Source organism: Thermanaerothrix solaris, assembly GCF_032334255.1.
Classification (GTDB): domain Bacteria; phylum Chloroflexota; class Anaerolineae; order Anaerolineales; family Anaerolineaceae; genus Thermanaerothrix; species Thermanaerothrix solaris.
This window is the reverse complement of the sequence record NZ_JAUHMF010000001.1, coordinates 335,444-359,067: the sequence shown is the minus strand read 5'-3', so window position 1 is coordinate 359,067 and position 23,624 is coordinate 335,444. Positions and strand designations below refer to the sequence as shown.

The following is a 23,624-nucleotide window of genomic DNA, read 5'->3' as shown; positions in this document are numbered from 1 at the left end:
TATGGAGTGGTCCCCTTGCGAGCAGCAAGCCAGTTACTGAAATTGCAACAATTAGCCCGCAAGCATGCGCCTGCTATCACTCAGCCTGTTCTTATTTTTCAAGGGCGACAGGATAAAACCATAGATCCGATGGGCGCCGAACACCTATTTCAAGCCCTGGGTTCTGCTCAAAAACACTTAGTGTGGTTAGAAAACTCACGGCATTGTGTCATGATTGATCACGACTTTGAACAGGTGGCAAATCTGTCTCTGGAATTTATTCACCAGCACAGCGCCTAAACCAATTTTTTACGCACCTGAGCGCTCAAAAAGTCTAACGCCCATACGACAATGATGATCGCAAGTAAGGCGGTCCCCGCCTTGCTATATTCAAAGGCATTGGTACGCTTTGAAAGATAATCGCCAATGCCACCGCCGCCTACAAATCCGATAATGGTAGAAATACGCACATTGATATCCCAGTGATAAATTGTGAAGGAAAGAAAATCGGGCAAGATTTGAGGGACGACACCATACCAGATCACCTGAGCCTTATTTGCACCTGTTGCCGTAATCGCCTCAATTGGTCCAGGGTCAATACTTTCAATCGATTCTGAAAACATCTTGCCCAACGATGCCGTGGTCACGATGACAAGGGCTAAAATACCAGCAAAGGGGCTTCCAAAGCCTACAATGAGCGCGAAAATGGTCGCCATAACCAAGGGCTCATAGGATCGGATAAGATTAAGCAAGGTACGCACTAAATAATAAATCAGACTACCAACTCGTCCACGGCGCGTTATATTTGAAGCAGCCAGAAAACTAAGTGGAATAGCCAGAACGGTTCCCAAGGTCGTCGCTAACAGAGCCATGAAAATAGTAACAAACATGGCATCTACAACATCCTTAAGTGCTTGGGAAGGCACAAGACGCCCACCCGGCAACACCACCTCAGCCTCAAGCGCAGCGGGTTTACCTTCTTTTGTCGCCACAATCGGGCGCACCTGAACCTTGGTCTCAAAATTCCCTTCTGTATCCGTGGTCAAACGTTGAATTCCCAGGGTATTTCCATCAGGCAAGCGCCACCGCAGGGTAACTTGGACTTCTTTGCCCAGTTCTTTTCCGCGCACTACCACGGTTTCTCGTTCTTCCGCACACCGTGGTTCCACCTCTAATCGCGGACCCGAAGATACGAACTCTCCTTCCGGTGCGCTTCCACAAGGTACTGGCAAGGCAACACCATAAGTTGTCACTTCCGATTCTCGGGTAAAAAGGTCGGGCCTGAGCAATTGACTTAAAACTTGTCTGGCTTTAGGGGCTGCCGTTACCAACTTGACGAAATCAGGTTGAGTCACCTCAACGCTTGCATAAAGCGCAAGGCCAATCATTATGGCTACGAATCCTTGAATAAATAGACGGATTAATGGTGACAGGTTTCTAGTATCATTCATCTTAGATTAACCGCTCGCGAAGTTTGGCGCTAAAGAAATCTAAGACCATCACCACCGCAGCGATGGCAATAAACGACGCGCTCACCGCCCTAAAATCCCCAATGAGGATCCATTGGTAAAGGAAAAATCCAATACCACCTCCCCCCACAAAACCTATAATCGTCGAAGACCGGACATTGATATCCCAGCGATAAATGGTAAGCGCCGTAAAGGGAGGGATTATCTGGGGAATAACAGCATAACGAATGACCTGTAAGGGATTTGCCCCTGTGGCACGAATCGCTTCTATGGGGCCCGGATCTATCGCCTCGATCACTTCCGAATATAATTTTCCCAGTGCGGCAGTGGTATGAAGCGCCAAGGCAAGCATCCCCGGGAATGGTCCTAACCCAACAATAATCACAAAGATAATGGCTAAGATCAGCGATTCTATTGAGCGAACAACATTTAAGACAGTGCGTACAATAACATAAATCCCCATCAAAACAGGATGTCCGCTCATTAAATTACGCGCAGCAAGAAACCCAAAGGGAATTGCCAGAATTGCCCCTAAGACGGTTGAAAGCAACGCTAAAGCCAAAGTTTCATATATGCCTCGAATGACATACTGACCATTCGTTGAAAGTGTCATTCCCCCTATCGGCCGGGTTTGAGTGAGATAAACCCGGTGAGGTAAAGGCAAAGTTGGATCAGGAGCAGCCGCCAGCGCACTTCCGGGCACCTGAATAACCGCACTTAGATGACCGGTTTCATCACTCTGTACAACCAGCATCTGGTTGTTGCCTGGTCCGAGCAACTTCACATCACCAATTGGAGTCATCCAGGTGATTTCAGTGGGAGCATTTGGCCACAATCCTTCTGCAGTTACAATCAACGTTTCATTCAAATTTCCGCAATCAGGTTGGACGCGAACGGTAATATCTCCCACCGTCTTTTCAGCTTTCGGGGGATTGGGTGAACAGGGCACCAGTACTTCAACCCATCCTTCGTGCTTTTCCTTGCGCTCGGTTAAAAAGTCCGGCTGGAGCATGGGCCGGATAATGGACTGAGCCCGTTCAGCATTAGCCAATAATGCCAAAGGATTGACCTGGGTAACTTGCCAACCTATACCGTAAGCCATTGCCAACCAAAACAAAACCGCCAGGGAAACTGGCGCCCCACGGGGCAATGTTATGGCGTCCCAGATGTTCCATCCCCATAAAAGCACGATCAGGATAAACCACTCGTTTTTTCCATACCAAAGAACAGTCACCAACGCAGTCGCAATGGCCAAGAAAATGCTTAATCCTCGCTTCCAATCTTTTTGTAAGGCTTGCCCTAAACCCGGAAGCAATAAGGACAGCAGTGCCGCCACGACTTTATTTAACCGTCGTTCTACCTTGTCCATAGAGCCCTTCAAGATTATGGTTACAAACTGGCAGCCCGTACTTCCTGGGCTTCTTCACCGTAAATCTCCTTAAAACGAGCCCGGTCAATCTCACTAGGCAGTCCATCGAATACCTTTACCCCATCTTTTAACCCTATAACGCGGGTTGCATACCGATGGACCAGATCTAAAAAATGCAGGCTACAGATGACAGTAACCCCCTCTTTATTTAACTGCTCCAGATATTGCAAAATACTATGGGCTAAGACAGGATCCAAACTGGCAACTGGCTCGTCGGCAAGCAATAGTCGCGGATCCTGCATTAGCGCTCGAGCGATTCCTACCCGTTGTTGCTGTCCACCAGACAAAGTATCAGCCCTTTGGTGAGCCTTATCCGCAATTCCAACACGTTCCAAGGCCTGAAAGGCTTTCTGGCGATCTTCAAATGGCCATATCCCCAAGAGGGATAACCACGGATTGGCATACCCCAAACGTCCACTTAACACATTCGTCAGCACACTGGATCGTTTAACCAGGTTGAACTGCTGAAAGATCATTCCAATTTGGCGTCGGATTCGGCGCATTTCACTGGGTGAGGCGCTGGTAATATCAACCCCGTCCCAATATATTTTTCCAGAAGTTGGTTCGATTAACCGGTTAATGCAGCGAAGAAGAGTGGATTTACCTGAGCCCGATAAACCGATGACTACCAAGAATTCACCATCGGGCACCTCAAAACTTACATCCCGTAACGCCACAGTGCCGTTAGGATAAACCTTAGTCAAGTGCTCAACACGCAACACGGATTTACCTCTCAGATAAAAATCACGTTGGGGGTGGGAGAAAATGATCTCCCACCCCCAAACCAAGTCTTGACTGGCTTATTTCACCAGGCTGGTGATATCTACTCCAGAGGCCTCAAGGTAAACGCGGAATTCATCATAGAAGGTGTCGTCCACAACCTTAAGCCCCTCGATTTGGTATACTGCCTTCAAAGCAGCTTTGCCTTCCTCAGTTTCTGCAATTTTCAAGAATGCCTCGTTCAATTTGGCGCGCATTTCCTCCGGGACAGTGGCAGCGTAAGACACATTATCATTTGGGATGATCGGGTCTGTGCGCCAAATGACCACAATTTTATCCATAACATCAGGGATATCCTTCTGCAAGGCAGAGGAAGTACGAGCGTCAATGAAGGTTGCACCAAAATCGCAGATGCCCTTGGCATAAAGCGCGCGCACAACCGTTGGATGGCCCTGAACAAAGGCCGCCGCCTGGGTCTTAATCCCATATTTGTTCAGATAACCAACCGGGATTACATACCCTGAGGATGAAAGTGGATCAGTCCAGCAGGGTTTCTTGCCTTCAAATTGAGCCAATGCTGTCGCCGCATCAGCCGTATTTTGGTTGGTCTGGGGATCGAAGTAGGGGGTAAATCCACTATCTACGTGAGCAATGAATTGAGAGCCGTAGTGGTCAGCACCAAAGCGAAGAGTGATCAATCCCACATCTGCATAACCCTTCTGGTGCGCAACAACGTATGCAAATGGGGGCAGCCAACCAATGTGCGCGTTACCTGCGCCCATGGCTTCCACCAGTGCACCATATGAATTCGGAACCGTGGTCTTGATGGTATAGCCAGTCAAATCCGATAGCTGTTTAGCAATGGCTTCACCACTGGCGATCAACTCTTGGGCTGTTGCTGAAGGGGCCAAAGCCATAATAAGTGGATTTTCGGGGCTTCCTAACGGTACCGCCGTAGGTTCAGGGGTGGGAGTGGGTTGAGGTGGCGTCGTGGGCTGTTCGACCTGTGCCGGTGGCTGTGTTGGTTCGGGTGTTGGAGTTGCTGCCGGTTGGCAGGCTGCTAATACCATAGCCAGGGCCACCATTGCCACTAGGGCAATATACGATACATGGATTCTCTTCATAAAAACCTCCTTTTGGGGAATACAGGGGTTTAAAAGAAAGCGGGCAGTTTTCTCGGAACGTGGACTTTAATCAGGGAATAGCATCAAAAGCACCTTATCCCAAAACTGCCCAATCTAAAAAAAGTTTACCATAATACCCTCAATCAGTAATGGCCTTTTGGTTATGAGTTGGTTAACATTTTTAGGGTGATATTTGGCACAAAAATCAGAGACCCGTTATAACAGGTCTCTGATTTTTAAAACCAAGAAATTTGATTCTCTACTCCATTGGCGTTAATTGAAGGTAATCCTCAAGCGAGCCTCCATCTAAACAGCACTGAATAATTTGGCGCCCCAGGGGATCCAAATCAGGTCGCAAGAAATCCTGCAAACAACGGTGGAAGAAATTCACAAGCATCTTCGCACCTTGATCATACCCTTCAGGACCAACTTCGGGCTGAGTATCTACCTGCAAAAACCAGCGTGGTATCTGCTGACCTTCAACGTGGAGGGTATGCATTGCATAGCCTAAAAGGGGACAGCGCGCTGGGCGAATCTGGTCACTGCGAAAACGGGCGCTCCCACGACGTGCCAAATACTCACGGGCAATCCATTGGGGCATAAACCCAACCCGCCAAGCTCCAACATGTTGATTGGGAATAAGTACATGGCGTGTACGCGGGTACTTGAGAATTTGCTCCAGAAGCAAATTTGCTTGCGCTACTTTACGTCCCGGCGCAAACGGCCAATAGGAACCCACTCCCTCACTACTCATCCCTTGGGTATCCACGATACTGGGATTCTCATGGCCACGTGGTGCTACTAAACGCCATAACCACGCTAAGGCTGGTGGAAGTAAATGGAACAGACCAATAATTCCATAACTAGGTCGCTCGCGCGTGCAAGGGGGAGTGCGGACTCCAAATGAACGCACATCAACCGCAACGACGTCATTGACCACATTAGGAATAATCTCGCGTGGAACCACTACACGCGGGTTAGGGCAGGGTTTTCCTGGGGCATCCTGAATATGTTCCCAAATTAATGCACGACTACCGGGAACTGCATCAATATTCAAGAATAGGAGCGGTTTGCTGGGCTGCGCCGTTAAGCGTTCGAGATAAGGATCCACACCGTAACGATCAATATGGTTGACGCGTACAAACCAAGCACGCTCCGCATCCACCAAACGCAATTTCCCGTTCGGCTGCTGAATTGAAGGATGACAAAGCGCCATGTCATCATTGACAGGATTGAGCTCACAGGTGCGGGGGATCTGTAAATAGCGCCGCTCACCCGTGACCAAATTTTCGCCCAACAACAGACGTCCGTCCGGCTCGCGATGGACTTGTTCAAGCATCTCGCTCTTGCCACCACCACTGGCACCTTCATGCATAATCGTGAGAACGTTATCATAGGGAGTAACCACTTGCACGGTGGAACAGTGAGGCGCAACCCAACCCTCACGTTCACCGGTTTCAATCAAGACTCCATAAATGCCCTTCTTTGCGCTCGGTCCCGGATAAAGGTTGAATGAGAAGATCTCATAAACCTTATCTCCACGATAGTGCACTACCACCTGCCTCCCCCCAAAGTAGATATGACGAAACGTTGGAACTCCCCAAACCACGACCCGGGGCTTAAACCCATCCGGTAATTGTTCAGGAGGGATAATCCCTTGCAACATCGCCAGCGCCAAGGCAAAGAAACCCGCGTTTGCCGGAACGATAGCAAGGGCATCCGGCCCCATACCTGGACGCCCAGCAATAAAACCAAATACAGCCAATTCCTGAGTTTTTAGCCAGGCCAATGCCTCCAGTCGAATGGGGGCAAAGTCACGCCCGAAACGCTCTCGAAAACGGGGCTGATCTGTTGGGCGATCATCACCTACAACCAATGAATCGGGGTCCCGGCGACGCATGTAGGGCTCAGTGTAATTTACCACCACCCCATTGCGCACTCGGGCTACTGTGGCTTCAATGACGCGCCCCTTACTGGGTACATCATAAACCACTTCATAATAGTTGCTTTCTGGACCACCGCAGGCCAGGTCAATTAACATTTCCACAGAGGTAGCCACGATAACCTTTGGTGCCGCAGCCAATACTTCAGCTACTTCTGTGGGTGGATTAAACACGTGCCAGGTAACCCCTTCCGCAGCCAACTCGCTTTCCTTTCTATTCCATAATTGATCGCTCATCATGCTTGCCTCCTCATGGTAATAACCCTTTTTGTACAATCAACTCAGCATTATAAATTGAGGCTCCCGCTGCGCCTCGGATTGTATTATGGGATAAAACCACCATTTTCAAATCCAGCACCTCATCCGCACGAACTCGCCCTACTATGGTGCTCATACCTCGTCCTATCATTCGATCCAAACGAGGTTGTGGACGATCATTTTCACGCCGCACCATGATTGGAGGCCTGGGAGAGGAAGGCAAATTAGCAAGCCAGTCAGGCAAAGCAAACGCCTCTAGAACCTGAATGGCTTCTTCAGGCGAGGGTCGTGTCTCACACTCTACGTTCAGACATACCATATGTCCATCCAATACCGCTACACGATTAGTCTGTGCCGAAATAGTAAGAGGATGATATTCAATATGCCCATTCTTTAGAGTGCCTAACATCTTGCGCGGTTCTAAGGATACCTTCTCCTCCTCGCCGCGTATGAAAGGGATCACGTTATCTACAATATCTAAGGAGGCCACACCTGGATAACCCGCGCCGGAGAGCGCTTGTAAGGAAACCGCTATCGCTCGCTTGACTCCAAAGACTTGATCCAGAGCCTTTAACACAATGGTCATCCCAGTGCTGGTACAGTTCGGATTGGTTACGATTGCCCCTCGCCAACCTCGGCGTTGCCTTTGTTGGTGAATCAATTCCACATGTTCGGCGTTGACCTCAGGTAAAAGTAACGGTATATCTTCATCCATACGATGGGCAGAGGCATTTGAACACACCACACATCCTTTTTCCGCTAGCGCGGGTTCCAGATCCTGTGCCACTTCCGCCGGTAGGGCCGAAAAAACAATCGGCTCATTAACAGCCTCCAAAACTGTAGGTTGTAAGATCATATCTCTTGCCCATTCGGGCATCGGACTATCTAAAAGCCAGCGGCAACCCTCCACATAAGTTTTACCAACTGAACGGTCAGAAGCGCACAATGTCGTAACTTTGAACCAAGGATGATGATCAAGCAACTGAACAAATCGCTGCCCAACAGCCCCCGTTGCACCCAGAATGGCAACTGGAATCGGTTCCATAACTCCACTCCTTAGATCTTTATTAATTCATGCAAGGCGAGCAGCCCTAACTTTAAATCCTCAGCCTTCACCACCAGACTTATGGAAACCTCAGAAGAGCCTTGAGCAATGGCAATTACGTTTATTCCCTTTGCTCCTAGTGCGCCAAATACACGCCCCGCTACCCCGGGCGTATGTTGCATACCGCTTCCAACAACGGTAAGAATGACTACTTCATCCGATGCCCAAACGCGATCAATATCGCGGCGCTTAATCTCTTGGGCAAATTCCTGTTCCAACGCCGCCACAATTTTATCGGCCGTATCGGCAGGCACGGCAAAGCAGATAGACTGTTCCGAAGACGCCTGGCTGATTAAGGGAACACTAGTGCCTGTGCGTGCGACAGCGGTAAATGTGCGGGCCGCTACACCTGGAACTCCTAGCATGCCGCGTCCTTCCACGGTGATTAGACGCTGATGACGGACCGCAGTGACTGCTTTGATGACTCCATCGAGTATCGTCGGTTCATCTCCCACAATCTCGCTTCCGGGGTGGGAAGGATTAAACGTGTTCAAGACACGCAATCGAATCCCTGCCTCGATAATTGGGCGAATCGTCTTGGGATGCAAAACCTTCGCCCCAAAATAAGCCAACTCGGCCACCTCCCGATAAGTGAGGCGGGGTATGGTTTGGGCCTCAGGGATCAATCGTGGGTCGGCTGTCATCACACCATTAACGTCCGTCCAAATCCAGACCTCATCTGCCTGTAATGCAGCAGCCAGTATCGCTGCCGAATAATCACTCCCGCCTCGTCCGAGGGTTGTAGGAATTCCTTCCGGAGTCGCGCCTATATATCCGGTAACTACTGGCACAACCCCATTCATTAAGCGAGGGCGCAAAAAATCTTCCACCTTGGCTTGCGTGGCAGCGATGTCGGGATGGGCGGATTGGAACTGATTATCGGTTACGATGATGTCCGTTGCATCAATGGCTTCCGCCTGAATTCCGCTCGCCTTGAGCGCTGCGGCGAGAATACGAACACTCATCCGTTCCCCCATTCCAGCAACGGCATCTAAGGCGCGGGGCGAAGCCTCTCCCAACACAGCAATGGCCTGCCATAAAGAGGCCAACCGCTGTAAAAGCTGATCAATCTCTCCCATAACTGCCTGTTGCATTTTCTGATCCGACACAAAAGCGGTTAGTAATTGCTGGTGGCGTTCACGTAAATACTGCAAGGTGGTTTCAACCTCACTATCATCACCTTGAGCCACTTTATAGGCTTGAGAAAGAAGCGTTTCAGTGACCCCGCTTAGGGCCGAAGCGACCACCACCACGGCGGACCAGGCAGCTCGGGCTTCACGGACAATATCAAGAACATGCTGAACTGCCGCTGCATCACCGACCGAGGTGCCCCCGAATTTCATTACTAATAAACTGCGGGAATGTGGATGCATTGACATTGCCGCTCCTTTACCTTTGGCGTCGAGAGGGGTTTTTAAATTGTGGGCAATTATACGCATTTCTTCTCTTTTTGGGTATAGGATAACGTAAAATCCCAATTCGATAACAAGTGGACATTTTTACGGACCATAATTTTTCAACAGAGGTGCTTGACAATTTATAGGCTCGAGACTATATTTGGCTTGTGTTTTCGAGAAGCCAAAAATGAACGAGTTTGCCGCTTTAGATTCCGATTACCACAGTAATATCCCACCCTGGGCCGAATGAGCGGTTGAAGTTCGGGTTAACCCAATTGATGGCTACCTCTTGCCCCGCACTTCAACCCCGGCGGGGCATTTTGTTGGAGGTGGCATGGTTACCCTTCGCGATTTACTTCTACCCAAACCTCGCGAGGAACGCCTTTTTACCCCGGGGGATTTTATTGTCTTCATTCTTATTGCGGTATTACTTTATGCTGGCGTGACCTTAGCGGTTAAGGCTCCACCAAGCGTAAAAGGCCCCGCGATCTCTCTTGCCCCATCGGCTTTGCCCTGGTACGCTTTACTTTCAGTTGGACGAATGGCAGCTGCTTATGCTCTTTCGTTAATCTTTACTCTTCTCTATGGGCGGGCTGCCGCTTATAGCCCACGGGCAGAACGGCTATTAATGCCACTTTTAGATGTTCTTCAAAGCGTTCCCATTCTTTCATTTCTGCCTGTGGTTCTGCTTAGTTTAAGCGCCATTCTACCCGAAACCACCGCCGCCGAACTCGCGTCAATCGTTTTGATATTCACAAGTCAAGCTTGGAACATGACGTTTGGTTGGTATCAGGCCCTTAAGACCATTCCCAAGGAATTAAATGAAGCCAGTAGAATTTTCCGCCTAAATACCTGGCTGCGTTTTCGTTTCCTGGAATTACCATTTGGAATGATCCCACTAATCTGGAATAGTATGATGAGTTGGGCTGGGGGATGGTTTTTCTTAATGGCCGCGGAGATTTTCACCGTAGGTGATCGTGACTTTCGCCTTCCCGGCTTGGGTGCCTATCTCCAGGAAGCAGCCAACCAGGGTAACTACCAGGCCATTTTTTGGGGATTACTGACCCTTATATTAACCATCGTCGCCCTGGATCAACTCATCTGGCGTCCGTTGCTTGCCTGGTCGGATCGGTTCAAATTGGAAATGGTAGAAAGTGATAACCCGCCCACATCATGGTTTTATGATCTACTCAACAACGCCCGTTTCATTGCCTGGTTGCGCGACCGAATAATTGCACCACTTAGTTCCCACCTCGATCATTGGGCAGTCAAACGCTTCCCCTTTCAAGAGCACGAATCAGGCCCCTCGCGCTTAACCTGGCGTGAGATTCTCGTGGGAATGATGGTGACGGGAGCACTGCTTTACGGCATTGGTCGTGCTATGCAAATGTTATTATCCCTTCCGGTGCATCAATGGTTAAGTATTGGTTTAAGCGTTAGCGCGACCCTTATTCGCGTCCTTGTTTCACTTCTCGTTGCCCTCGCCTGGACCATTCCGGTTGGGGTTGCGATCGGAACACAGCCTCGCTTGGCAGCCGTGTTGCAGCCCATCGTTCAAATTGCTGCTTCGGTGCCTGCCACCGCTATCTTTCCCGTTATTTTGCTTTTCTTCTTATCCCTACCAGGTGGACTCAATTTAGCCGCCGTTCTCCTGATGCTTATGGGCACCCAATGGTATTTGCTCTTCAATGTTATCGCCGGTGCTACTGCCATTCCTCAAGACTTGAAATACACATCGGCCTTATTGCGCCTAACCTCATGGCAACGCTGGCGAACATTAATCTTACCCGCCCTGTTTCCTTACCTTATCACCGGTGCCATTACGGCGAGTGGCGGCGCCTGGAATGCCAGTATCGTGGCTGAGTACGTCACATTTGGGGGAAGCACCCATTCGGTTCTTGGAATTGGGTCCTTGATAGCCCATGCCACAGCAAAAGGTGATTATGCATTATTGCTGGCGTCCACCTTAAGCATGGTGGCTACTGTTGTGTTGATCAACCGCTTGTGGTGGCGACGATTATATATGATCGCCGAAGAAAAGTATCGCATGGAGTAATATGATGACCGACCAAAAACCCCTGCTCCAATTGATCCATGTCCAACAACTTTACACTAGCGGCCAACGTCGCTTTGTGGCGGTTCAGGATGTTAATCTAGCCATCCATGAAGGCGAATTTGTTGCTCTTCTAGGCCCTTCCGGATGTGGTAAAAGCACCTTGCTTCGGATTATTACGGGTCTTCAAAAGCCTTCTGAGGGGCAAGTGCTCTATCGTGGAACACCTTTACAAGGGGTTAATCCTTACGCTACCATTGTGTTTCAAACGTTTGCTCTCTTTCCCTGGCTAACGGTTAAGGAAAATGTGGAACTAGCCCTGATAGCCCGTGGTGTACCCGCAGAAACACGCATCTCGCGCACCCTTGACCTGATTGACCGCGTTGGTCTGGATGGGTTTGAGACCGCATATCCCCGAGAATTGTCCGGTGGAATGCGCCAAAAAGTCGGTTTTGCCCGTGCTATGGCAGTAGAACCAGAACTTCTCTGCCTGGATGAACCCTTTTCTGCCCTCGATGTCTTGAGTGCTGAAAGTCTGCGCGGTGAACTACTAGAACTTTGGCTCAGCGGCAAAATCCCAACGCGCGCTATCCTCATGGTCACGCACAATATCGAGGAAGCCATTCTAATGGCAGATCGTTTGATTATTATGGATAAGGACCCCGGACGCATTGTAGCCGAAATGCCAATCACCTTGACACATCCTCGTCAGCGCAAATCCCTTGAATTCCAAGATTTGGTAGACCAGGTTTACGCTCTGCTCGCAGGTCAGACCCAACCCGAACCTATTGAGTTGGGTTCTGCACCCGGTGAGCCAGGTAAGACTCGCGCCTTACCAAGAATTACAATTAATGACCTGGCCGGATTCGTTGAATATCTAAATGAGCAACCCGGACACCGTGCGGATATTTATCAACTTCCTGAGGACTTGGGGATTGATTCAGACCATGTCCTGCGCTTGACCGAAACGACAGAGTTGCTAGGGTTTGCAACTATTGAGAAAGGGGATATCCAACTCACACCTCTCGGGGAAACTTTTGCCGAAGCCAGTATCTTGGCACGCAAAGAGATTTTCGCTACGCGGATACGCCGCCTGCCGTTGGTGCGGTGGCTACTCAATCTTCTGCGCCGCGCCGAAGAAAATCGGTTGGATTGGGATTTCGTGCTGGCCGCGCTCGAATTAGAATTTCCGCCAGATGAAGCCGAGCAGCAATTGGATATCCTAATTGATTGGGGGCGGTATGCCGAGATCCTATCCTATGATGATAATCAGGGTGTGATAATCCTCGAACCCGTGGCAACTCCTGAGCGAGCCATGTAATCCGTTTTAGTTACTTGAGGTAGTTGTGCTTTTTGTTTGCTCTCCAATGAGCATGGCAATTAGGTGCAATCCTTGATCCACAAACGCCTCGGCCGGAGGAAGAGGTCTCATACGGTTGCGTTGATAGGCTAATCCATATATAGCCCAACTGACTACCGTTGCAACCTGCTCCGGACTGGCCACCGATCTCAATGGCCAGGTGCCTCCGCCTAACCAATGCAATACTAGATCGAATATTTGGGTTCGAATCTGTTCCTCGATTAGAGCATTGAATTGTTGATCGGCATTAAAGCAATGCCGATTATGATTCTCTACAAACTCACACACAGTAAGCATTAATTGGCGCAAATTCTCAGTACTATAATGGCAAGCGTTCAACACTCGTCGTTCCAATTCCTCCTTGAAAGCCTCACGGACAGCAAAATTGAGTAAGTCATATTTATCTGTAAAGTGCGCATAAAACGTAGCACGGTTGATGCCGGCACGTTTTGTGATGTCCTGAACTGTTGTGGCATGAAACCCTTTTTCTGACAGCAACTCCATAAACGCCTGGCGGATCCAGTTGCGCGTTCGCTTAACACGTGGGTCTATTTTTTTAGTGGAGTCTGAGGGTAACGACATTTTTTATCTCCTGTTGATTTCCCAACACTTTGCTAATTTTGACGGTTGACTAAGATAAACAACACTTGTTTAATAAGCAACGGTTATTGCTTAGACTATATTATAACCACTTTAGATAGCGCCTATCAAAGGATAGCGTCTGTCAAAATTTTGAGATTTTCAAGGAGGTAGAGCGATGGAAGCAGTCTTTCTCATTGGTCGTCTAATTGTTGGCTTGTATTATTTGTTCAATGCTGCAAATCATTTTTTCCAAATGAAAGCACTTAGTGGCTATGCGCAATCCAAGGGGGTTCCCGCGCCTCAAGTTGCCGTATTAGGCTCAGGCGTCCTTTTGTTAATTGGTGGTTTAAGCATCCTCACCGGTTTCCAACCTACTTTAGGGGTTATTTCTCTGGTTGCATTTTTCCTGCCCGTCACATTTATCATGCACGCCTTCTGGAAAATTCAGGATCCCATGATGCGCACTATGGAAATGGTTAATTTCATGAAAAATCTTGCCCTCATGGGTTCAGCGCTGATGTATCTAGCCATCCCCCAACCCTGGCCATTTCGCCTTTTTTAGTTCAGCACTATAAATGAGTTCTATTGCCACCCTTATTCCTGGGGTGGCAATTTATTTTCTTGCCGTATAGCAACCTGAGAGAGTACTGGGGGATATAATAACCAAGATCTATTTGCTTAGAGAATTTACGCGATGCTTTTGCTAGCTAATAAATTCAGCCCCAACCAACATCAGTTATCCCACACTTCCATTGTGGCCGGAATTTATCAACCGCTACCGTGCCTAAGCGGCTTTACCGGCGCTTCAGGAAAATGATCAACGCAGCGGGGGAGGCCAGAATTATTACCATCTACATAGTAAAAAATGCCCCCATTAATAGGTGGTCACGATGCGGTTATGCCCCTCCAAGCGCCGCTCAATGATGGGACATATACCATTTTGATCCCCGTTGTCACGTCCATAAGGCACAAACTCAATAAACCGAGTAGACAAAAAATTCCCCATTTTCAGTTGGCACACATATCCGGAGGTGCCTCTACCTGCTCTGGCGTGATCACTTGCAAGGCACTGTAGGCATTGAGGCGCCCCAATAACCGCCAGCGGTTGGCAACGAACGGCAAATATAACTGCCACTGGCTACTATTAGGAATCATGGTCACCTCATTAAGGGTGATATTCCCATTGAGGGTAACCGGATCCGTAGTATACCGCAACGCCCACCACACCTCGGTGTTTTTCCAACTCGGATACCGACCCCAAATCAACCCGGCCACGCCTGCCACATGGGGTGCCGCCATAGATGTACCAGTCAGAGACATGTATCCTCCCCAAAGACCTGTGCTAAGGATATTATCCCCAGGCGCTAATAAGTCCAATGTCTCGTCACGTTGCGAGAAATCTGTCTCCATATCATATTGGTTAACTGCACCCACGGAAACCACACGCGGTGAACGAGCCGGATAAGCCATTGAGGTCTTGTAGCCATCATTCCCGCTTGCGGCAATAATCAATACTCCCTGTTCAAAAGCCGCATTGATCGCGTTCGCCAGTGTTTTAGAACAATTATTACCTCCCAGGCTTAAGTTAATAACCTGCGCCCCTTGTTGAACGGCATAGTCTATCCCCTTTACCAATATGTCATCTGTTCCCCCACCCCATTTATCAAGAATTTTGACTGGTAAAATCTTACACTCAGGACAGACCCCGGCCACACCTTTGCTATTATTCGTAGCCGCTGCCGCAATCCCTGCCACATGCGTACCGTGACCGTGATCATCCATAGCATCATTATCATTGTTTACAAAATCTTTATCAATTCCGGTTAAGACTTTCGCCTTTAAATCCGGATGGTTATAATCCACCCCGGTATCCAAAATGGCTATAATCACGCTGGGGCTTCCGCGAGAGAGTTCCCACGCCTTGGGAGCCTCAATTTTAGGCAGCGCCCACTGATATGACCAATACGGATCATTAGGGTAGTAATCTAGGGCTTGATAAATATGATTTGGTTCCGCATACTCAACAAAATCCTGGGCCTGGAAAACGCCCAGCGCCTCTTCTAAATCACTTCCCGGGGCCAACTTAATCACCAATACTCGTTCCAGTCCTCCAAACTCTCGTCTCTTAGCACCATTACCAGATTCTGACCCAAGCAAAGATTGCATACTGCGCACTTGCAGATTCCGGTTCACCCTATCTAATCCACTTATCCCGGTTGCAAATGCTGAAAGTTCATTAAGGCGTAGGTAGGGCATATAACCAGGTTTAATAGCCACTAACACTTCATCGGGTACAACATCCCGGTTTACCCGAACTCCGCCTGTTGTCACTTGACTGGCATGAACTAAGACAGGATATGGGATCAGGGCAAGTAGTAATGTGATAACAACGGCCGTGATTAAAGAACGACGAAACATAAACCCGTTTTATCCCTTTTACAAATAGAATCATTGGTGAATTTCAAGGGTGCAAGAATCGGGCCGCGGTTTATTCAAATCCCAATTCGCGCCGTACCATTTGCGCCCCAGCAACCATGGCCCTTAACTTAGCTCTGGCTGCCCAGCGCGCTGTCTGGCTAAAACCGCAATCTGGAACAATTATCAAAAAATCCGGAGATACATAAGGTAATAATAACCGTATGCGCTCAGCAACATCCTCAGGGGTCTCAACATAATAGTTTTTCACATCTACCACTCCCGCCGCGAGGAACTTCCCTGCCGCTGCCACCTCACGCGCAATCTCCGCCTCTGCCATTTCACGATTGGCAAACTCTAAGGCTAATTCATCCACATTGGCGTCTAAGATGGCTGGAAACAAAGGACGGTATCGTCTCTGCGCCACCGGGCGCCCCATAAAATTACCAAAACACAAATGTATTCCCTTGCGAACACTAATCCCTTCAAACACGCGCGACAACAAATCTAAAAACGTGCGTGGGTCACCAACATGAACCGCCATGCTGGGTTCATCTATCTGAATGAATTTTGCTCCTGCTTGAACCACCGCACGTAGTTCGGCGTTGATGATCTCTGCCAAAGCGTATGCAATTTCAACTCGATCCCGATATATTGCGCCTGGAAGTATCCGACCTGCAAGTGTAAACGGACCAGGACAGGTCACCTTGATAGGTTTCTGCGTGCGCTCACGTGCATAGACAAACTCTGCAACCAATCCCAACCCATTAGGAGCAGTTATGGGTGCCACAGCCTCATACCGTTCACGTTGATCGTGTCCAGGAACGCCCAAACGTCGCTCAGGTGGTAGTTCGCGTAAACCCTGCAATCGCCCATAAAACCCGGCAGTGAAAAATCCCAATCGCCGCATTTCACCATCACTGACAATATCTATACCCGCCTCTTCTTGCTCGTGTAATGCCCAGTCCACTGCATCATTGAGCGTTTCTTCAACGTCTCTCGCACCAAACTCACCACGGCGGATAGCCTCCACAGCCCATACATACCAAGAAGGCCACGCATAGCTACCAATCACGCTAGTTGTTAATGGCTTCGAGATAAGCACTTAATCATCTCCTTCTTTACGGATTCCATACCAGCACTTGATTTTTACCTGCTTGTTTCGCTTTGTTCAGAGCCAGGTCAGCAAATTGTACCAATTGCTCCACTGACTTAAATGACCAATTCAATACAGCAACACCTTGGCTAACAGAAAGGGGGATCTCCTTGCCGCTAACGGCTAAGGGATTATGAACAATGGCTTCTCTCAACCGTTCTGCAATTTGTACAGCCTGTTCTTGGTTGGCTTCAGGAAGTAAGGCAATAAATTCATCACCGCCAAAACGTCCAATGACATCCATTTGCCGCAACAATTTCAGGCACGTTTGAGCCACCCTTTGGAGTACCATATCACCAACCAAGTGGCCATAAGTATCATTAATGGGCTTTAAATTATCTACGTCCATTAGAATAATGGCCATTGGCCGCTGATAACGACGGCTGCGTTCGAACTCCAACCGAGCAATTTCAAAAAAGTGACGACGGGTAAAAAGTCCAGTTAGTGTGTCTCGGGTTGCCAAGCGCTGGGCTTGCTCAAAGCGACGAATATTCTGGATCGCAATCCCAACTTGCCGTCCTACCATTTCGGCCAGAATCCGATCCCGCTCTGAAAAATCACGCAGTGGAGAAAGTTTAAACAGGTTTAATACACCAAGTACTTCATCACCAGCGATAAGGGGCACCCCTAAATAACCATGAGCGCCCATATGTACCCATTCATCCAAGGCTTGTGGATGTTCAGCGTACTCCCGAAGCACTAGTGGCGTCTTGTTTATCAGCACCTCCCACACTACGCCCTGACCCTTGGTAAGTCGGGTTTGAAAAATAGGCCGTGGTAGGTTGTATGTGCTGGCGATGAGAACAACCTCATCTTCAGGGTTATATAAGCCCACAGTTCCCATATCCGCTGACACCAATTGCGTCGTCAGCCTTAACACCGATTGCAACATACTCCCCAAATCTGAGGTACTGTTGATCTCGCGAGAGATCTCATTTAGTCGCTGTTCACTTACGAGCGCATGAGCGACTTCGTCAAAAAGTCGCGCATTTTGAAGCACCCGGCCAATGGCGCGCGCATAGGCAAGGGCTATATCAAGAGATTCCTCCTCAAAACCGCGAGGCTCATTCCGTCCCAACGATAAGAAACCAACTACTTGTTCCCCAAAACAGACAGGAATCCCCATCCAAGAGCGAATTCGCGTGCCTTGTTCAAAGGAAACCCAAGTGGGTTCATTCAACGTATCCTGAATTAGAACAGGTTTTCCTTCACTAAGAAGTGGGGTTAAAAAGGGAACTCGATCTACAGTTATAGGGGGAATTGGTGGTGTCCGTTGAAGTTTTGTGGCCGCGCGTGCCAGGTCTAGAACGCGTAAAACGACCAGATTATCCCTCTCCAACCATACAATACTCCCCCGATCAAACTGAATAATCTTGTATAAGAGGCTTAATGCCCGATCCAGCGCTATTTCCCAATCCATGATTGAACTAAGAGTCAGCGTTGCCTCAAAAAGAAGCATTGCCTTTTCATGAGCCTCTGCCTGGTGCTTGAATAGGTTTGAAAGAGCGTTGCGGGCATCTTGATTCAATAGAATTGCTCCCAATTGTCCGGCAATCGCACGCGCATAATAAATCTCTTCTTCCGACCACGTCTTTTCACTGGCACAGGCGTCAATTTGTAGGATTCCCCACCAAGCCCCGCGAACAAAAACGGGTATAACCATTAGTGAGCGAATGTGAAGGGCACGGAGAATGGCACTCTGGCGTGCTGGAAGGTCGCGCACATGAGCTTGCACAACTCCCCCATTCTTCAAATTGTTTTCCCACAAATCAAGTCCCCAACCTGTCAGTGACCCTGTCTTTCCCCTTATCTCCGGCTTAGGCTCACTAGCGTTCTCCTGGATTTGCCACCCGTATTGCCATCGAACTAGCAGACGTCCTTCTCGCGAGAACAGCGAAAAGAACGAGACTCGATCTGCGTCCAGACGTTCTCCCATTTGCCTCAACACTTCGTTGACGTTCTCATTTCCAGGTTCCACTAACCACGAAGGTAAATCCATTGAAGGGAGACCTTGAGTGCTCATTGGATAAGTTACTTGCTGGGTTTCTAATTCTTGAACGCAACGAAGTTCAAGCAAATAGGCTTGGGTTCCCCACCAAGTGATAGGATGCACTCGAATCTCATAGGGCATAGCATCCAGTTTCAAGTGGCACATATTGGCTGATAATGTTTCTTCTTTCACAAGCACCTTTAAGTACTTTCCCACGGGCGATTGTTGAGGGTATAAAAATCGCTCTATCAAAGGTGTCGCAAACGCAATTTGCCAATCCGGCTTGATGACCATCACCGGTTTAGACCAACCACCCCCCTCACTATAGAGCCATGCCTCTAAATAACTTTGTCTGATTTCCTGAAGCAATTCTTCTATAGTAGTAGACTCTATTGACATAGCACCCCCCTTTTAATACCACTCCCTGCCGGATCAACCTTCATTCTTCCCCCGGGCGTGCAAACCAATAACCAACACCCCACTTGTTCCGTATGTACCGAGGACGCCCTGGATCATCCTCGATTTTTTCACGCAAATAACGAATATAGAGGGAAAGGGTAGGTATCGCGTCAATGTATCCCTCACCCCAGACCTTTCGTAATATCTCCTCATGGGTTAGGACTTTCCCCTGGTCGCGGACCAGGCAGGCCAGCAAACGAAACTCCGTCGGGGTTAATCGTATGGGCTGCCCTCGACGGTATACCGCTTGTAGATTTAGATCAATGCGCAGATTTCCGTCATCAAAAATTTCGGATAATTGGGCGCTTTCGCCCCGATTGCGCCGTTTAAGTAATGCCAGAATCCGGGCCTCGAGTTCCCGTAGGCTGAAAGGTTTACGCATATAATCATCAGCGCCTACATCAAAGCCTCGCAAAACATCCGTATCGCGACTTTTTGCGGTTAAGAATAATATGGGTACATCGGTTAAGGCACGTAAACGCCGACAGACCTCATACCCATCCACGCGTGGCATCATAATGTCCAAGATAATAACATCTGGGTGAACCTGATAAGCCAATCGTAACGCTTCTTCCCCATCCTCAGCGCAATAAACAGCGAAGCCTTTTCGTTCTAAATTAAGCCGTACTAATTCGTTTAAGGTCGGATCATCATCAACCACCAATATCTTAGGATTCATGGCCCACCTCCTCAGCTAACGGGAGGGTAAACGTAAAACGGCTTCCTTTACCGAGTTCACTCTCTACCCATATTTTACCCCCCATTGCCTCTACCAATATCTTGGCAATATAGAGCCCCACACCATGACCGTATACCGTTTGAGCATCGCCTGCATCCGCACGGTAGAATCGGTCGAATAAGTAAGGTTGATCCTCGGGCGCGATACCTCGTCCTTGATCAATAACCGTAATCTGCGCTGATCTATCCACACTCTGATCAAAGACAACCCAAATGGGATTCTCAGATGGAGAATACTTAATCGCATTCTCAACAAGATTGTTCAATACCGAGTAAAACGCACGTTCATCGGCTAACACCCACACTGGTGACGAACTCCCTAAAACTTGTATCTCCCGTTCTGGATTTATCATACGCCAATGTCCCACAACCTCTGAAATCAAGAAATCGGCCGGCATTGGGCGTAGTTCAACCTCAATTTCATGCGTCTCCATGGCATAAATATCCAGAATACGATCCAAAAAATCGGCCAAACGATCGCTTTCCGAAATTAATAGGTGTAAATACCCCTCATACTCCTTAATTTTTCCCTCGTTATGTGCACCCGAAAGAATAAGTTCCGCTGCAGATCGAATTTTAGTTAACGGCGTGCGCATTTCATGGGAAAAGGCAGAGATTAGTTCATCCTGCAGACGGGTCAACATTTCCTTTTCAGTGACATCCCGCATCAAAATAACTGCCCCCTGCTCATCGGCTTGTAGCAATGGCGCTAAACTAAGTGAAACGACTCGACGTGTACCATTTCCCTGACGAATGACAACACCCTCTATAACTAAGGGGTGACGCTCAATCAGGACATGCTGTAATGCGGTATAAATGCGCTTCTCAACTTCCTCTCCATCGAAAATGACTCCAATAGGCTGGCCTATCAGAGAGTCTGCATCTAATCCCGCTTGTTCTCTGGCTGCTGCATTTGCAGACAATACAATCCCACGATCATTAACAGCCAGCAATCCTTCCTTCATCCCCTCTACAATCAGACTCAAACGATGTTTGTCTTTCTCGATAGTATGGAACAAATAGGCATTTTCTAGTGAAGTCGCAGCATGATCGGCTAGGAGTGATACCACCCATCGAGATGTCTGATCAAACGCTCTTTCTTCCTCTGACTCTAGCACAATGATCCCCCAAAATCTTTCTCCAGTACGAATTGGGATGACCAATTGTGACCTCGATGAAGGGAAAAAGTATAATGGTTGTGATGATTTTGCCCGTTGTCTAGTTTCGCGATCCGAGGAATACATATCATAAACCTGCTTAAAACGCTCACTCATCTCGGAAAAATTCACGGCAGAAGCACCTGAATGCATCGAAACTTCGTTTCCATCTAAAACAATCAGCCCAGCTTTTGCTTGAATCAAGGACATGGCAGTTTCCAACGTGAAATCCACAATTTCTTGGGGATCTAACATTTCATTGAGCCTCTGCGAGGCTTTTTGGATCATTCCCAACTGACGAACACGCTGCTCTAAGGCTTGATCTGTAATCGTGTGTAAGCCCGCCTGTTCCAGAGCCTGCTCTCCTAATTCCATAAGCGTTTGGAGACGAAAAATATCGGTACTGTCAAAGAAACCATGGCCTTTCTTGTTGAATAGAACAAACATCCCAATCAACTCACCTGTTGATCGGACCAGCGGAATGGCCAATATAGAATGCAATAAATATCTTTGGCCTTGCTCCAGGAAGCCCTTATGAAAATCCAATCCATTCAAAAATAGCGGACGTCTTTGTTCCACCAACCACTGGGCTAAAGAATTCTCGTAGGTTGTAGAAGTCAATGGTTCTCGGCGCCAATAACCACTTTCCGCAAATCCTATTGCTTCCCATTCTTGGGAAACTGGGTCCCTGATCAAAAAACCACCACCTTCTGAAGGCAACTGTCTCAGCACATACCGATAAAGCAACGTCAATACATCTTGCATATTCAGCGTACGCCCCATCAATCTCAGGCTCGCTTCAAAAGCACTTTGCAGTTCAGCCCGCCTTCGCAGGCTTTTTGTCATATCCCCAATAATCATTGCCAAAAAAACGAGTGCAACCGTCACCCCTCCCATTTCAAACACAGGCCGCCACCCCCAAGCAGAGTCATACAACATAATCATGTGCACGACGAAAACTACGCTGTAGAAAAGAGCAATGACCAAAGCCGGCAATGTTCCCAGGAAAGCCGCAGCCAATAAAACCGGAATAAGGCTGAGGTATATTAAAGGATTAGGGTAACCGGCTCTAAAGGCGGGTCCACTCTGGAATAGTACCAATATAACCAAGCAGGTTGCAAGAAGAGTGATCCCTTTTCCCAATTGATTATCCCTAAAGCGGGAGCTGGTTTGATCCCAGGTGACAATTTTGCGTTTCATATCCGCAATACCCAAACTAAAGAAAAAGTAAGGCCGAAATTAGCTGCAATTCCAAACAATGTAGAATGTTCATGCAGCCGAACATAAGTATTCAGACATGCTATTACTATCCGATACCCCAACACGACCATTCCAATTGGCCATGACCAAATAACCAATCCAAAGGGCAACCAGACTAATGCACTAAAAATAGCATTTGCGGTTAGAATTTTCCATTCGGGGAATTCCAATCGATCTTGCAACAATTGGGTTACACGTCCCCTCAGGGCAATCTCTTCAGCGGGCGCTAACAGCGCGCCTGCCACTGCCCCCCACCAATAGACTTTTCCTAAACCATCATTCTGTGAAAGGAGATCCATAAGCGAAAAATAATGATTAGACAAATAGGCTAAATGGACACCTAAGGTGATTCCCGCAATTCCACCGCCTAATAAATAGAGCCCCCAGTTATATGATCGTAATCCTAGCCCCCGCAACGCGGACGGCACCCCTCTTATAGAGAGAAAATATACCGATAAAGGAAGCACAGACAAGCCTGCAATGATTAACCAAAACCGACCGGACAAGACAAAACCATCCCTTAAGGGATAACTGAGACCCGCTGAAATGCCCATCAGTGTAGTGATTAGAATAACCAGCGTTAAGAGTAGCTCCGGATTTTGGTGTCCTTCTTTGATTAATTCCTCCATCCCAAAGCAGAACAAAAATGGTGCAAAAACGAACATTCCCCAGATGATTCGCCAATGGACATCAAGGCCACCCACCAAAGAAATGAGGCCCCCAATATTCCCTATGATAAGGGCTACCACAAGCAATCGAATTTTTTCGCGGGCAGAACGATGTTGGGAATTTTTAATCTGCTCCCATTTGGGGTTAACTTTAGCAAATAGAACATCAATCACTTAAAGACCCGCCCTTTCTCCCAATCCAACCCTTCACCTTGCTTTCAGACCTAGCCAAGTCCTAGAAAAAAATTTACTGTCTATGTCAAAATTATACCAGAGCGGTTTTGCATTTTCGAGAAGAAGGCGATAGAATAAGTGATGAACGGGTAACACCACCACAGCATCTGTCACAAAAATCATTGATTT

General features: G+C 48.2%; 18 protein-coding genes. 4 read left to right on the top strand and 14 right to left on the bottom strand.

Annotated features, from left to right (window positions below; translation table 11 throughout):
• The first annotated feature begins 15 nt into the window (after positions 1–15).
• Positions 16–279, top strand: coding sequence for an alpha/beta hydrolase (locus QYE77_RS01645; protein WP_315623602.1), 264 nt, complete (start codon positions 16–18; stop codon positions 277–279).
• Here the strand turns inward: QYE77_RS01645 and phnE (QYE77_RS01640) are convergent.
• From phnE (QYE77_RS01640) to QYE77_RS01610, 7 genes are all read right to left on the bottom strand, one after another.
• Positions 276–1,367 carry a phosphonate ABC transporter, permease protein PhnE gene (phnE, locus tag QYE77_RS01640; protein ID WP_315623601.1) on the bottom strand — a complete coding sequence of 364 codons (1,092 nt, stop codon included), beginning with the start codon at positions 1,365–1,367 and terminating at the stop codon, positions 276–278. The two genes, QYE77_RS01645 and phnE (QYE77_RS01640), sit on opposite strands and share 4 nt — an antisense overlap.
• Before the next feature lie 64 nt (positions 1,368–1,431).
• Positions 1,432–2,817: a phosphonate ABC transporter, permease protein PhnE gene (gene phnE, locus QYE77_RS01635; protein ID WP_315623600.1), complete on the bottom strand. Its 1,386-nt coding sequence runs from the start codon at positions 2,815–2,817 to the stop codon at positions 1,432–1,434.
• A 20-nt stretch (positions 2,818–2,837) separates the two neighbouring features.
• Positions 2,838–3,599, bottom strand: a complete 762-nt coding sequence (gene phnC / locus QYE77_RS01630) for a phosphonate ABC transporter ATP-binding protein (RefSeq protein ID WP_315623599.1) — start codon at positions 3,597–3,599, stop codon at positions 2,838–2,840.
• Positions 3,600–3,677: 78 nt separating this feature from the next.
• Positions 3,678–4,721, bottom strand: a complete 1,044-nt coding sequence (gene phnD / locus QYE77_RS01625) for a phosphate/phosphite/phosphonate ABC transporter substrate-binding protein (RefSeq protein WP_315623598.1) — start codon at positions 4,719–4,721, stop codon at positions 3,678–3,680.
• A 259-nt stretch (positions 4,722–4,980) separates the two neighbouring features.
• Positions 4,981–6,903, bottom strand: a complete 1,923-nt coding sequence (locus QYE77_RS01620; protein WP_315623597.1) for a DUF4914 family protein — start codon at positions 6,901–6,903, stop codon at positions 4,981–4,983.
• A gap of 10 nt (positions 6,904–6,913) precedes the next feature.
• A complete protein-coding gene (asd, locus tag QYE77_RS01615; RefSeq protein WP_315623596.1) occupies positions 6,914–7,966 on the bottom strand; it encodes an aspartate-semialdehyde dehydrogenase in 1,053 nt (350 codons plus the stop codon).
• 11 nt (positions 7,967–7,977) lie between these two features.
• Positions 7,978–9,399 carry an aspartate kinase gene (locus tag QYE77_RS01610; RefSeq protein ID WP_315623595.1) on the bottom strand — a complete coding sequence of 474 codons (1,422 nt, stop codon included), beginning with the start codon at positions 9,397–9,399 and terminating at the stop codon, positions 7,978–7,980.
• Between the two features lie 358 nt (positions 9,400–9,757).
• Between QYE77_RS01610 and QYE77_RS01605 the strand changes: the two genes are divergently transcribed.
• Positions 9,758–11,479: an ABC transporter permease gene (locus QYE77_RS01605; RefSeq protein WP_315623594.1), complete on the top strand. Its 1,722-nt coding sequence runs from the start codon at positions 9,758–9,760 to the stop codon at positions 11,477–11,479.
• A 4-nt stretch (positions 11,480–11,483) separates the two neighbouring features.
• A complete protein-coding gene (locus QYE77_RS01600; protein ID WP_315623593.1) occupies positions 11,484–12,797 on the top strand; it encodes an ABC transporter ATP-binding protein in 1,314 nt (437 codons plus the stop codon).
• Between the two features lie 6 nt (positions 12,798–12,803).
• On the opposite strand, the gene QYE77_RS01595 is transcribed toward QYE77_RS01600, so the two are convergent.
• On the bottom strand, positions 12,804–13,418 hold the full coding sequence (locus tag QYE77_RS01595) for a TetR/AcrR family transcriptional regulator (RefSeq protein WP_315623592.1): 615 nt from the start codon (positions 13,416–13,418) through the stop codon (positions 12,804–12,806).
• Positions 13,419–13,593: 175 nt separating this feature from the next.
• On the opposite strand from QYE77_RS01595, the gene QYE77_RS01590 reads away from it, so the two are divergent.
• Positions 13,594–13,980, top strand: coding sequence for a DoxX family membrane protein (locus tag QYE77_RS01590; RefSeq protein ID WP_315623591.1), 387 nt, complete (start codon positions 13,594–13,596; stop codon positions 13,978–13,980).
• A gap of 446 nt (positions 13,981–14,426) precedes the next feature.
• Here QYE77_RS01590 and QYE77_RS01585 read toward each other — a convergent pair whose 3' ends face one another.
• The 6 genes from QYE77_RS01585 to QYE77_RS01560 all read right to left on the bottom strand — a co-directional run bounded on the left by QYE77_RS01585 (position 14,427) and on the right by QYE77_RS01560 (position 23,435).
• Positions 14,427–15,836 carry a peptidase S8 gene (locus QYE77_RS01585; protein ID WP_315623590.1) on the bottom strand — a complete coding sequence of 470 codons (1,410 nt, stop codon included), beginning with the start codon at positions 15,834–15,836 and terminating at the stop codon, positions 14,427–14,429.
• Between the two features lie 70 nt (positions 15,837–15,906).
• Positions 15,907–16,938, bottom strand: a complete 1,032-nt coding sequence (locus tag QYE77_RS01580) for a uroporphyrinogen decarboxylase/cobalamine-independent methonine synthase family protein (RefSeq protein WP_315623589.1) — start codon at positions 16,936–16,938, stop codon at positions 15,907–15,909.
• A 16-nt stretch (positions 16,939–16,954) separates the two neighbouring features.
• Entirely contained in the window at positions 16,955–19,378 is a 2,424-nt protein-coding gene (locus QYE77_RS01575) for a diguanylate cyclase (RefSeq protein ID WP_315623588.1), read from the bottom strand.
• Positions 19,379–19,418: 40 nt separating this feature from the next.
• Positions 19,419–20,117, bottom strand: a complete 699-nt coding sequence (locus QYE77_RS01570) for a response regulator transcription factor (protein WP_315623587.1) — start codon at positions 20,115–20,117, stop codon at positions 19,419–19,421.
• Positions 20,107–22,533, bottom strand: a complete 2,427-nt coding sequence (locus tag QYE77_RS01565) for an ATP-binding protein (RefSeq protein ID WP_315623586.1) — start codon at positions 22,531–22,533, stop codon at positions 20,107–20,109. Before QYE77_RS01565 ends, QYE77_RS01570 begins: the two co-directional genes overlap by 11 nt.
• Positions 22,530–23,435 carry a hypothetical protein gene (locus QYE77_RS01560; protein ID WP_315623585.1) on the bottom strand — a complete coding sequence of 302 codons (906 nt, stop codon included), beginning with the start codon at positions 23,433–23,435 and terminating at the stop codon, positions 22,530–22,532. Before QYE77_RS01560 ends, QYE77_RS01565 begins: the two co-directional genes overlap by 4 nt.
• Positions 23,436–23,624: the final 189 nt, after the last annotated feature.